10 protein-coding genes are annotated in these 12,589 nt (G+C 64.5%); 7 read left to right on the top strand and 3 right to left on the bottom strand.

Translation table 11 applies throughout. From position 1 onward, the window contains the following. Nucleotides 1-103 precede the first annotated feature (103 nt). A complete protein-coding gene (gene glmM, locus LFT47_RS15910) occupies nucleotides 104-1,468 on the top strand; it encodes a phosphoglucosamine mutase (protein ID WP_236812228.1) in 1,365 nt (454 codons plus the stop codon). Nucleotides 1,469-1,534: 66 nt separating this feature from the next. Here the strand turns inward: glmM and mscL are convergent, their stop codons facing one another. Together mscL and LFT47_RS21550 are read right to left on the bottom strand one after the other, a co-directional pair. Further along, the gene (gene mscL, locus LFT47_RS15905) at nucleotides 1,535-1,924 is read right to left on the bottom strand and encodes a large conductance mechanosensitive channel protein MscL (RefSeq protein WP_236812225.1); all 390 of its coding nucleotides are present in this window, start codon (nucleotides 1,922-1,924) and stop codon (nucleotides 1,535-1,537) included. Nucleotides 1,925-2,012: 88 nt separating this feature from the next. Then, the gene (locus LFT47_RS21550; protein WP_442863412.1) at nucleotides 2,013-2,528 is read right to left on the bottom strand and encodes a M15 family metallopeptidase; all 516 of its coding nucleotides are present in this window, start codon (nucleotides 2,526-2,528) and stop codon (nucleotides 2,013-2,015) included. Between the two features lie 49 nt (nucleotides 2,529-2,577). Here LFT47_RS21550 and LFT47_RS21545 point away from each other — a divergent pair, with 49 nt between their 5' ends. Further along, on the top strand, nucleotides 2,578-2,862 hold the full coding sequence (locus LFT47_RS21545; protein ID WP_442863411.1) for a hypothetical protein: 285 nt from the start codon (nucleotides 2,578-2,580) through the stop codon (nucleotides 2,860-2,862). Nucleotides 2,863-2,872: 10 nt separating this feature from the next. On the opposite strand, the gene coaA is transcribed toward LFT47_RS21545, so the two are convergent. Then, a complete protein-coding gene (gene coaA, locus LFT47_RS15895; RefSeq protein ID WP_236812222.1) occupies nucleotides 2,873-3,883 on the bottom strand; it encodes a type I pantothenate kinase in 1,011 nt (336 codons plus the stop codon). Nucleotides 3,884-4,016: 133 nt separating this feature from the next. On the opposite strand from coaA, the gene glmS reads away from it, so the two are divergent. The 5 genes from glmS to treY all read left to right on the top strand — a co-directional run bounded on the left by glmS (nucleotide 4,017) and on the right by treY (nucleotide 12,570). Continuing rightward, a complete protein-coding gene (gene glmS, locus LFT47_RS15890) occupies nucleotides 4,017-5,909 on the top strand; it encodes a glutamine--fructose-6-phosphate transaminase (isomerizing) (protein WP_236812220.1) in 1,893 nt (630 codons plus the stop codon). A 4-nt stretch (nucleotides 5,910-5,913) separates the two neighbouring features. Continuing rightward, nucleotides 5,914-6,261: a holo-ACP synthase gene (locus LFT47_RS15885; protein ID WP_236812218.1), complete on the top strand. Its 348-nt coding sequence runs from the start codon at nucleotides 5,914-5,916 to the stop codon at nucleotides 6,259-6,261. 14 nt (nucleotides 6,262-6,275) lie between these two features. Then, entirely contained in the window at nucleotides 6,276-7,820 is a 1,545-nt protein-coding gene (locus tag LFT47_RS15880) for an NAD(P)H-hydrate epimerase (protein WP_236812216.1), read from the top strand. Nucleotides 7,821-7,894: 74 nt separating this feature from the next. Next, nucleotides 7,895-10,255: a glycogen debranching protein GlgX gene (gene glgX / locus LFT47_RS15875; protein ID WP_236812214.1), complete on the top strand. Its 2,361-nt coding sequence runs from the start codon at nucleotides 7,895-7,897 to the stop codon at nucleotides 10,253-10,255. After that, nucleotides 10,252-12,570 carry a malto-oligosyltrehalose synthase gene (gene treY / locus LFT47_RS15870; protein WP_236812212.1) on the top strand — a complete coding sequence of 773 codons (2,319 nt, stop codon included), beginning with the start codon at nucleotides 10,252-10,254 and terminating at the stop codon, nucleotides 12,568-12,570. The genes glgX and treY overlap by 4 nt, the downstream gene beginning before the upstream one ends. Nucleotides 12,571-12,589: the final 19 nt, after the last annotated feature.

The following is a 12,589-nucleotide window of genomic DNA, read 5'->3' as shown; positions in this document are numbered from 1 at the left end:
TCAAGTAGTTCCACTCTTGCGCTCGCGCCGCTGAAGAGGTAGAGGCAGGGTCGGCGGGCCGCCTTCCCTCGACCCCCGCAACCGTCGTCTAGACTGGAACGCGATGGCTAGATTATTTGGAACAGATGGCGTGCGTGGTCTCGCCAATGGATTGCTCACCGCGGAGCTTGCTCTTCAGTTGGCCCAAGCTGCCGCGGTGGTCCTTGGCCACGAGCGTGCGGCCAACGGAACGCGGCCCCGCGCCGTGGTCGCCCGGGATCCGCGCGCCAGCGGGGAGTTTATCGCCGCAGCCGTGGAAGCCGGACTTTCGAGTTCCGGAATCGACGTGTACGACGCCGGTGTGCTGCCCACTCCCGCCGCGGCCTACCTCATCGCCGATCTCGATGCCGATTTCGGCGTCATGATCTCGGCCTCGCACAACCCGGCGCCGGACAACGGAATCAAGTTCTTTGCCCGCGGCGGCCAGAAGCTCCCGGACGAGGTGGAAGACGCGATCGAGGCCCAGCTCGGCAAGGAACCCTCACGCCCAGTGGGGGGCGAGGTTGGCCGCATCCAGCGTTTCTCGGACGCCGAGGACCGATACATCGTCCACCTGCTCGGCACCCTGCCGCACCGCCTCGAGGGTCTCAAGGTTGTGCTGGACTGCGCCCACGGTGCAGCCAGCGGCTGTTCCCCGCAGGTCTTCGCCAGCGCGGGCGCCGAAGTGGTGGTGATCGGCGCGGAACCCGACGGTCTGAACATCAACGACGGCGTCGGTTCCACCCACCTTGGCCAGCTCAAGGAAGCGGTCGTCAAGCACGGTGCGGACTTCGGCATAGCGCACGACGGCGACGCCGACCGCTGCTTGGCCGTGGACCACGAAGGCAACGAGGTTGACGGCGACCAGATCATGGCGATCCTGGCCCTTGCGCTGAAAGCGTCCGGAAAGCTGAAGGATGACGTCCTGGTAGCCACGGTGATGAGCAACCTCGGGCTCAAGATCGCCTTGCGCGACGCGGGAATCACCCTCCGTGAGACCGCGGTGGGGGACCGGTACGTGCTGGAGGCAATGCGCGAAGGCGGCTTCAGCCTTGGGGGAGAACAGTCGGGCCACGTGATCTTCTCCGATTACGCCACCACTGGCGACGGCGTCCTGACCGGTCTGCAGATCGCCGCCCAGGTGGCCGGGACAGGCCGCACCCTCCAAGACCTCGCCCGTGCCATGACCAAGCTGCCGCAGCTCATGATCAACGTGAAGGGCGTGGACAAGTCACGTGCCGCCACGGACGAAGGCGTGGCCGCTGCGGTGGCTGCCGCCGAACTCGAACTTGGTGACACCGGCAGGGTGCTCCTGCGGCCGTCGGGCACGGAAGCGCTGGTGCGCGTGATGGTGGAGGCCGCGGACATGGAAACCGCCACCCGCATATGCACTGAACTGGCCGGCGTCGTCGAAGACCGCCTCGCTATTCCACGCGAAGTGGCTCTCTAGGCCCGAAAGCACCAAACAACTGTGGCCCGTCTCCGTGTGGAGGCGGGCCACAGTTATTTCAGCGGCTTACCTTTGGACCAGGTTGTCGCGGATCTCGGTGAGGAGCGTGACCGTGGGATCGGCCGCCGGCTCATCTTCCGAGATGCCCAACTTGGCGTTGCGGCGCTCAATGAGGTGGTTCATCGGTGCTACCACGACGAAATAGATTGCGGCGGCTACCAGGACGAAGTTGACGATCGCGGTCAGCAAAACCCCGAACTGCAGGTCATTTCCGTTGATGGTTACCTTCGCGAAACTGTCGAAGTTGGGGGATCCAACCAAGGCAGCGATCAGCGGCATGAGGACGTTCTTGACGAGTGCATCAACCACTGCACCGAAGGCGGCGCCCATGACGACGGCTACGGCAAGGTCTACGACGTTGCCCTTCAGAATGAAATTCTTAAATCCACTCAACATGGCACCAAGCTAGTGCATGCTTGTGAATTCGAAGTGAGCAGCCGTTCAATTCCCAGGAGTGTCGGGAAGTTCCCCGGTTAATCAACCTCTATGGGTAGCCTGGCGCCGCGTCGAGTCCAAAGTACTCCTCGAGGGTGCCGATGCCCCGCTTGGCCATATCCGTCGCAGCCTCAACCCCGATGAATCGCAAATGCCACGGTTCGTAGTAATACCCGGTGATTTCATTGAGCATCCACGGGTATCTGACAACGAAGCCGTACTTGTACGCATTTGCCTTGGCCCAAACGGCGGCCGGCTGGTCAGCGAAGCAGGGCTCGAAGCTGCACGCCCCGCCGCCGTCTCCGATGTCGAACGCCCAACCCGTCTGGTGTTCCGAGAAGCCGGGACGGGCGGAAGCTGTGTCCGCCGAGGCCTGGCCGCGGGTGCTCACGTAGCCGTTGTACGTGGCCGTTTGGGTCTGGAAAGAACGGTAACCGGACGCCAAAGTCATGGTGACGCCGGCCGAGGCGGCTGCCGCGAAGAGCTCTTCGGCTGCTCCGGCGGTGGTGCTGTTGAGCAGGGACGCCTCTCCGCTGACTGCCAGCTGCACGCGTGGCTGGGCCAAGTCGGCAGGGACAAACTGCAAGGGGGTCAGCGGCCGGCGCTTGTTGACGATGACCCACTGGCTCGCCGGGTCGCTCAGGGAAAACTGCTGGGACAGCACACCCGACGGCGGAGCCTTCGACGGCGGTGCGCTCGACGGCGGCTCACTCGCCGCTGTGGCGGGAACAGGGGTCGTCGGCGTCGGCGTCGGCGTTGCGGTCTGGGGGCCCGAAGAGGACGGTGCGGATGCGGGCGAAGCGACCCGGGTGTCCGGGCTGCAGGCTGCCAGGGCCGCCATTCCCACCCCTGCGGCAAGCAGCGTCGTGAAGGACCTTCGGCTCGGGCCGCAGTTGTAGCACATCCGTGCTAGACCTTTCGGAGCAGCATGCGGCGGATGGAATGGTCGGCGTCCTTCGTGAGGACAAGCTGCGCACGGCCACGGGTAGGTAGCACGTTTTCCTCAAGGTTGGGTTCGTTGATGCGCTTCCAAATGCCGCGTGCAGTGGCTTCCGCCTCGGCGTCCGAGAGCGTGGCGTAACGGTGGAAGTAGGATTCGGGCTGGGCGAACGCCGTGGTTCGAAGCTTGCGGAAACGGTCCACGTACCAGTCTTCGATGTACGAGGTCTTGGCGTCAACGTAAATGGAGAAATCAAAGAAGTCGCTCAGGGCCAAGCCTTGCCGGCCGTCCTGCCGGGGACGGGCGGGCGCCAACACATTGAGGCCCTCGACAATGAGGACATCAGGCCGTCGGACCACCACTTCCTTGTCCGGGACGATGTCGTAGGTGACGTGCGAATACCAAGGAGCGCGGACCTCTTCGGCACCCCCCTTGATCGCACTCACGAATCGAAGCAAGGCCCGGCGGTCGTAGGACTCCGGAAAGCCCTTGCGTTCAAGCAAATGCCGGCGCTTCAACTCAGCGAGCGGGTACAGGAAGCCGTCGGTGGTGATGAGTTCGACGTTCGGGGTGCCAGGCCAACGCCGAAGCATCTCGCGCAGCACGCGGGCAATAGTGGACTTACCGACCGCCACCGAACCTGCGACGCCGATCACGAAGGGCGTGCGCTGGGTCTGCTCGCCAAGGAAAGTGGTTGTGGCTGCATGAAGCTGTTGTGATGCCTGGACGTAAAGGTGCAACAAGCGGGAGAGCGGAAGGTAGACCTCGCGGATTTCCTTCATGTCCAGGGGATCGCCGAGCCCGCGAAGCCGGATGATGTCCTCTTCGTTAAGCGGCTGCTCCATCTGTGCACCCAGCCGGGACCACGTCTGCCTGTCCAGCTCCACGAACGGAGAGGAGCTGTCGCCGTTCGCTTCATTGCGTTGCAAAGTCACTATAGAGATTCTGCCCCTCCGTTGGCTGATCCGGAAATACAGCATGAACGGCGGGAAGATTTTGTGTGAGCATGCTCTCCGGAAAAGGTGCGCTATCCGGCATATTCCGCGGTCTGGCCTACGTGCGGGCCCGGATATCCTACGTCCATTTCACGGGGCACCCGCTACTCTTGTAGGCATGTGTGGAATCGTAGGTTACGTTGGCAATTCATCCCGCCGGGCAGATGCCGGGCACTCGGCCCTCGACGTCGTGCTTGAAGGACTCCGGAGGCTTGAATACCGGGGCTATGATTCAGCCGGAGTTGCAGTGGTGGCTGATGGAACCATCACAGCCCGGAAGAAGTCCGGAAAACTAAGCAATCTGCTGAACGAGCTCGAGGTGAATCCGCTCCCGGACTCGTTGACCGGCATCGGCCACACCCGCTGGGCCACACATGGTGGACCCACCGACCAGAACGCCCACCCGCATCTGGCGGATGGCGGACGCTTGGCGATGATCCACAACGGAATCATCGAAAACTTCGCCGAGCTCAAGCTGGAGCTCATCGCCAAGGGTGTCACTTTCGAGTCAGAGACGGACACCGAGGTAGCGGCAGCACTCCTGGGCGATATTTTCCGGAACCAGCTCAACGGGGACTCCTCCAACGGCAAGCTCACCAAAGCGATGCAGCTCGCCTGCCAGCGGCTCGAAGGCGCGTTCACGCTCCTCGCCGTGCACGCCGAGCGGCCGGACGTCGTCGTCGCCGCCCGTCGCAACTCCCCCCTTGTTGTTGGACTGGGGGAGGGCGAGAACTTCCTCGGCTCCGACGTGTCCGGTTTCATCGATCACACGCGCCGCGCCGTCGAGCTGGGCCAGGACCAGATCGTCACCATCACCGCCGAGACCGTGGAGATCACCGACTTCTTCGGGGCACCCGCCCAGGGCAAGGAATACCACGTTGACTGGGACCCCGCTTCGGCGGAAAAGGGTGGCTTCAGCTCCTTCATGGAGAAGGAAATCCACGACCAGCCGGACGCAGTCACCCAGACCCTCCTCGGCCGCTCCGACATTAACGGCCAGCTGACCTTGAGCGAGCTTCGGATCGACCCTGAGCTGCTGAAGCAGGTCAACAAAATCATCGTCCTCGCCTGTGGCACGGCCGCATACGCCGGGATGGTCGCCAAGTACGCGATCGAAAACTGGTGCCGCATCCCCACCGAGGTGGAGCTCGCGCACGAATTCCGCTACCGCGACCCGATCGTGGACGCCAACACCCTGGTGGTGTCCATCAGCCAGTCCGGCGAGACCATGGACACCCTGATGGCCGTCCGTTACGCCCGCGAACAGGGCGCCAAGACGATCTCGATCTGCAACACCAACGGATCCACCATCCCGCGCGAATCAGATGCTGTTCTCTACACCCACGCCGGTCCGGAGATCGCCGTCGCTTCCACCAAGGCGTTCCTGGCCCAGATCACGGCCGCGTACCTGCTCGGTCTCTACCTCGCCCAGCTCCGGGGAAACATCTTCTCCGGCCAGATCAAGGACGTCTTGGCGGACCTTGGAAAGATTCCCGCCCACATCCAGAAGATCCTCGACAACGCAGGTCCCCTGCGCGAGCTCGCCCGCAGCATGAAGGACGAGAAGTCGGTGCTCTTCCTAGGCCGCCACGTGGGCTTCCCGGTAGCGCTCGAGGGCGCGTTGAAGCTCAAGGAAATCGCGTACATCCATGCTGAAGGGTTCGCAGCCGGTGAGCTCAAGCACGGTCCGATTGCCTTGATCGACGAAGGGCAGCCCGTCTTTGTGGTGGTTCCCTCGCCTCGGGGCCGCGATTCCCTCCATGCGAAGGTCGTCAGCAACATCCAGGAAATCCGCGCCCGCGGTGCGCGTACCCTGGTGATCGCCGAAGAAGGCGACGAAGCCGTGCGTGCGTACGCCGAGCACGTTTTCTACGTCCCTCAGACGCCTACCCTGCTGATGCCGCTTCTCACCACTGTTCCGCTGCAGATTTTTGCTGCAGAGCTGGCCAAGGCCAAGGGATACGACGTGGACCAGCCGCGCAACCTCGCCAAGAGTGTGACCGTAGAATAGCCGCATGATTGTTGGCATAGGCGTAGACGTCGTAGACATAGAGCGCTTCGGGCGCCAACTCGAGCGGACCCCGGGCCTCCGGGACCGTTTGTTCGTTCCCGCGGAACGCGAACTCAACACGCGGTCCTTGGCCGCACGCTTCGCGGCCAAGGAAGCCGTAGCCAAGGTCCTGGGGGCTCCGGCCGGCATGAACTGGCAGGACTGCTGGATCGGCCTCGACCAGAACGGCCCCACCATCAAGGTCAAGGGCACCGTGCTGGCAGTTGCCGAGTCCATGGGCGTGAAGCGCTGGCACGTGTCCATGAGCCACGACGGCGGAATCGCCACAGCCATGGTCATCGCCGAAGCCTAGCAGCACAAGCAACGATGATCAGCGCCTTCACCGGAACACAGATCAGGGCAGCGGAACAACCGCTTCTTGATGCCGGCGAAGGCGCTGTTCTCATGCAACGCGCAGCGCACGGACTGGCAAACGCCGTCGTGCGTGAACTGCGTTCGGAAGGCCGCCGCCTTTACGGCTCGAGCGTCACCGTGCTGGCGGGCAAGGGCAACAACGGCGGGGACGGTCTTTTCGCCGCGGCAATGCTCGCGAGGCGCGGCATGCGCACGACGGCGGTGCTCACCGCCGGTTCCGCCCATCCTGAGGCCCTCGCGGCCTTCCGTGACGCGGGCGGACGCATCCACGTCTTGGACCAGGACAACGCCGAAGAACTGGCCGTGCTGATCGCCGGCGACGACGCAATCCTCGACGCCATCTTGGGCACCGGCGCCCGTGGCGGCCTCGGAGGTCCGGCCGCGGAATTAATTGCCGCACTGGAGGAGCTGAGGCCCAGTCTGGTGGTGGCCTGCGATACTCCCAGCGGACTGGACGCCGACACAGGCGAGGTCCACTGGCCTGTATTGGCGGCGCGCCTGACCGTGGCATTCGGAGGAATCAAAGCCGGGCTGATGGCCGACCCGGGCGAGGGCCGCGCCGGCCGGGTGATCCTGGTGCCCATCGGCGTCGAGGAGCATCTTCCGGCACCTGCCCTGCGCCGCTTCTCCGCACCTGACCTGGCCGCCGTGCTTCCGGAGCCGGGGCGTCGGGCCCAGAAGTACACCAGAGGAGTCCTGGGCATCGTGGCAGGTTCCGAGCGCTACACCGGGGCCGCGGCTCTCTGTGTCGAGGCCGCCTCCGCGGCCGGTGCGGGAATGGTGCGGTATCTCGGCCCGGAAGTCGTGGCGCGGCAGGTCCTGGCACGAACCCCCGAAGCCATCTGGGAGCCGGCGGGGCCCGGCCGGGTCCAGGCCTGGCTGCTCGGTCCTGGCCTGGACGGAGCCGAACAACTCCAGCGAGCCCGCGACGTATTGGCCGCGGCAGCCAGCGCCGGCCAGCCCGCCGTCGTCGACGCCGGAGCCCTGGAACTCCTGCCGGAACGCTGCCCGCCGAACTGGATTCTCACCCCGCACGCCGGGGAGCTAGCGGCTCTTCTCGGCCGAGGCGAAGTGCGCGTCACGCGGGACGACGTGGAATCGCGGACCGTGCATTTCGCCCGGCTTGCGGCCGAGCACACCGGTGCCGTCGTCTTGCTCAAAGGTGCCACAACGGTGGTTGCCTCGCCTTCCGGGGCGGTCTTCAGCCAGTCGGATGGATGCCCGTGGATGTCAACGGCAGGCAGCGGGGACGTCCTTGGCGGGATCGTCGGCGCGTTGGCTGCGGCGTACGCGGAATCCGGGCTGGACGACGACGGACCTTTCGCAGCGTTGGGAATCGCCCCTGATGAGCGCTGGGCTGCGGTAGCCGCCGTCGGCGCGGGCATCCACGGAATGGCAGGCAGCGCAGCCTCGGCGGGCGGGCCGGTGACCGCTTCCGATATTGCCCGGGCCGTCCCCGATGTGTTCCGATTTCTCGGGGAACATCGCGCCGGATGATCCCGGATGTTCCGTGAAAGTCGCTTAGTCTCGCTAGGCTGGCAGAAAGTTATCCGGCACATGAAGGAGAACACGTGGACGTTTGGCCAGGATCCGCATACCCGTTGGGGGCTACTTTCGATGGCACGGGAACCAACTTCGCGCTGTTCAGCGAGAAGGCGGAAAAGGTGGAATTGTGTCTCTTCGACGACGACGGAGAAGAGATTTCCTACACTGTCAGCGAGGTGGACGGCTACGTATGGCATTGCTACCTGCCGCACGTCCAGCCCGGCCAGAAGTACGGGTACCGCGTGCATGGTCCGTATGACCCTGCCAACGGGCAGCGCTTCAATCCCAACAAGCTCCTCCTGGACCCTTACGCCAAGGCCATCCACCGGCAGATCGACTGGGATCCGGCGCTTTTCTCGTACAACATGGGGGATCCGGACTCCCGCAACGACAAGGATTCCGCGCCGCACATGATGATGGGCGTGGTCATCAACCCGTTCTTCGATTGGGACGGGGACCACCTCCCGCGGATCCCGTACCACCGTTCCGTGATTTACGAGGCGCACGTCAAGGGCCTGACCCAGCTCCACCCCGAGGTCCCGGAGGAGCAGCGCGGCACCTACGCCGGCGTCGCCCACCCGTCGGTCATTTCCCACCTGCAGAAGCTCGGCGTCACGGCCATCGAACTCATGCCCGTCCACCAGTTCACGAACGACGGCATCCTGCAGGACAAGGGGCTGAACAACTACTGGGGCTACAACACGATCGGGTTCTTTGCCCCGCACAACAGCTACAGCTCCAAGGGCGATACAGGCCAGCAGGTGCAAGACTTCAAGGCCATGGTCCGGTCCCTCCACCGGGCCGGGATCGAGGTCATTCTCGATGTCGTGTACAACCACACCGCCGAAGGCAACCACCTTGGCCCGACGCTGTCCTTCAAGGGCATCGACAACTCCGCGTACTACCGGCTGATGGAGGGCGACGAGAAGCACTACATGGACTACACGGGCACGGGCAACTCGCTGAACGTGCGCAGCCCGCATTCCTTGCAGTTGCTCATGGATTCCCTGCGTTACTGGGTCACCGAAATGCATGTGGATGGTTTCCGCTTCGACCTCGCGTCCACGCTGGCCCGTGAGTTCTATGACGTGGACAAGCTGTCGACTTTCTTCGAGCTCATCCAGCAGGATCCGGTGGTTTCGCAGGTCAAGCTGATCGCCGAGCCGTGGGACGTCGGCCCGGGCGGCTACCAGGTGGGCAATTTCCCGCCGCAGTGGACGGAATGGAATGGCAAGTACCGGGACACGGTGCGCGATTTCTGGCGTGGCGAGCCGTCCACCCTGGGCGAGTTCGCGTCCCGGTTGACCGGGTCGGCGGATCTTTACGAGCACTCGGGGCGCCGCCCGGTGGCTTCCATCAACTTCGTCACGGCCCACGACGGCTTCACCCTGGCCGATCTGGTGTCCTACAACGAGAAGCACAACGAAGCGAACGGCGAGGGCAACAACGACGGCGAATCCCACAACCGTTCCTGGAACTGCGGCGTCGAAGGACCCACGGAGGATCCCAAGGTCCTGGGCCTTCGTGCCCGCCAGCAGCGGAACTTCATCGCCTCCATGCTCCTGTCCCAGGGTGTCCCGATGCTGCTGCACGGTGACGAGCTGGGCCGGACGCAGCGGGGCAACAACAACGGCTACTGCCAGGACTCCGAGCTGACCTGGATCAACTGGGACAGCGTGGACCAGCCGCTCGTGGAGTTCACAGCCGCGGTCAGCGCTTTGCGCGCCAAGCACCCCACCTTCCGCCGCAGCCGCTTCTTCGACGGACGCCCGGTGCTGCGGGGCGAAGGCGAGAGGCTTCCGGACATCGTATGGCTCGACGTCGACGGAACCACCATGACGCCGTCGGACTGGGACAGCGGCTTCGGCCGCTCCGTGGGCGTGTTCCTCAACGGCGACGGGATCCGCGGCCGGGACAACCAGGGACGGCGCATCACGGACGTCAACTTCCTGCTCTACTTCAACGCCCACGACGACGAAGTCGGCTTCAAGGTGCCCTCGGATGAATACGCACCTGCTTGGGACATCATTATCGACACCGCCGGCGGCGGAGCCGACACGGAACCCGTTCAGGCAGAAGCAGTCCTGGGTGTCGGGGCCAAATCACTCGTGGTCTTGAGGGCGCATAGCGTCCCGGACACGGACCCGGACCATTCCGTGGCCGCGTCCCTCGCCGCGTTGTCGCAAACAGCCACCACCGAAACGGCCTCCTTGACTGCGCCAGCCACACCGTCACCGTCAACCCGGAAGCTCCAGGTTGTACCGGAAGCAGCCCCTGAACCGAAGAAGCACCATGCTCCGGAGCCAAAGGCTGACCCCGAAACCAAGCCTGCCGCTGCGCCGAAGAAGCCCAGAAAGCCACGCGCCCACAAGAACGGGGGATCATGAAGACGCCCGTCTCCACGTACAGGCTCCAGATCAGGCCGTCGTTCACGCTCCAGGACGCGGCGGCCCTCACGGGCTATCTGCGTGAGCTCGGGGTGGATTGGGTGTATCTGTCACCCATCCTGACGGCGGAGGAAGGCTCGGACCACGGTTACGACGTCACCGACCCCTCAACCGTAGATGCTTCGCGCGGCGGCGCAGAAGGGCTCGCCGCGCTCTCCAAGGCAGCACGGGAAGCCGGGCTCGGGGTCCTGGTGGATATCGTCCCGAACCACATGGGCGTTGCGTCGCCCCCGCAAAATGCTTGGTGGTGGTCCCTCCTCAGAGAGGGAAAGGCCTCCCGCTATGCGGAAGCGTTCGACGTCGACTGGGACTTCGGCGGCGGAAAACTCCGGCTCCCGGTCCTCGGAAGCGACGACGACCTCGACAAGCTGGAAGTGGTCGACGGCGAATTGCGCTACTTCGACCACCGCTTCCCGCTGGCCGAAGGCAGCTATGCCGCGGGTGACGATGCCGGGGACGTCCATGCGCGCCAGCACTACGAGCTGGTCGGCTGGCGCCGGGCTGACGACGAACTGAATTACCGGCGCTTCTTCGCGGTCAACACCCTGGCCGGGATCCGCGTCGAAATCCCATGGGTCTACGATGAAGCCCACGCGGAGATCGCCCGATGGTTCCGTGACGGGCTTGTTGACGGGTTGAGGATCGATCACCCGGACGGCCTCGCGGACCCTGCCGGGTACCTGGAGCGCCTCAAGGAAACCACGGCCGGATCCTATCTGCTCGTCGAGAAGATCCTCGAGCCAGGGGAGGAGCTTCCGGAGAACTTCAACTGTGAGGGGACCACAGGCTACGACGCCCTCGCCGACGTCGACCGCCTTTTCGTGGATCCCGACGCCGAGGTGCGGCTTGATGCGTTGGACGCCAGGCTGCGGGGCACGGGCTCGCCCGTCGATTACCAGGCCGTGATCCACGGCACCAAGCGGCGTATCACGGACGGCATCCTGCATTCGGAAATCCTGCGGCTCGCGCGGCTCGTCCCGGACTCTCCGAAGATGCGCCGTCCGGACGTGGCAGACGCCCTGGCCGAGACCATTGCCTCGTTTCATGTCTACCGGAGCTATCTCCCGTACGGAAAAGACACCTTGGTTGAGGCCGTTGAACGCGCTGCCCGCACCAGGCCGGAGTTGGAACAGACCCTCAAGGCCCTGCTTCCGCTGCTGCTCGACGCCGGGAGCGAACTGGGCCGCCGCTTCCAGCAGACCTCCGGCATGGTCATGGCCAAGGGCGTGGAAGACACTGCGTTCTTCCGTTACACGCGCCTTGGGACGCTGACCGAGGTTGGAGCGGATCCCACGGAATTCGCCTTGTCCGGGGCCAGATTCCACGAGCGGATGGTACGTCGCCAGGCACTGCTGCCGCTGTCCATGACCACACTGACCACCCACGACACCAAACGCAGCGAAGACACCCGGGCCAGGATCTCCGCTATCTCCGAGGCGGTCGACGAATGGGAAGCATTCGTGGATCGTATGCAGGAACTGGCTCCGATTCCCGACGGGCCGCTCGCCGTCCTCGTATGGCAAGCCATCGCGGGTGCCTGGCCGGCCAGCCGGGAACGCCTCAAGGGCTATGTCGTCAAGGCTGCACGCGAAGCCGGCAACTCCACCAACTGGACAGAGCCGAACGAGGGCTTCGAAGCGAAGCTGGCTTCCGCCGTCGACGCCGTCTTCGACGTGCCGGAGGTGACGACCGCCCTGGAAGAGTTCGTTGCCCTCGTGGACCCGTATGGGACGTCCAACTCATTGTCGGCAAAGATAGTCCAACTGACCATGCCGGGCGTACCGGACGTCTACCAAGGCACCGAGTTCTGGGATCGGTCACTCACCGACCCGGACAACCGGCGCCCGGTCGACTTCGAACGGCGGAGGGCCGCTCTCGCAGCCCTCGACGCCGGTGTCCAGACTGAAGCGAGGGACGAGCTGGCCAAACTGCTGCTGACTTCCCGGGCCTTGCGGTTGCGCCGAGACAGGCCGGAGCTTTTCGATGGCTACAGTGCTGTCAATGCGGAGGGTCCCGCGGCCGAACATCTCATCGCCTTCGACCGTGGTGCCCTTGCCGCCGGTGGCGGCGCCATCACCTTGGCAACCAGGCTCCCGCGGAAGCTTCAGCGGAACGGCGGGTGGCAGGACACATTCATCCGTCTTGGGAGCGCAGTCCAGGATGAACTGACAGGCAACAGTTATCCTGCGGGCGAAGTTCACGTCGCGAGGCTTCTGCAGAGATATCCGGTGGCCCTGCTTGTGCCCATTGGCTAGCCAGAGCACCAACAACGGC

The organism is Arthrobacter sp. FW306-2-2C-D06B, assembly GCF_021789175.1.
Classification (GTDB): Bacteria; Actinomycetota; Actinomycetes; order Actinomycetales; family Micrococcaceae; genus Arthrobacter.
The sequence above is the reverse complement of the archived record's forward strand: the minus strand, read 5'-3'. Positions and strand labels throughout refer to the sequence as shown.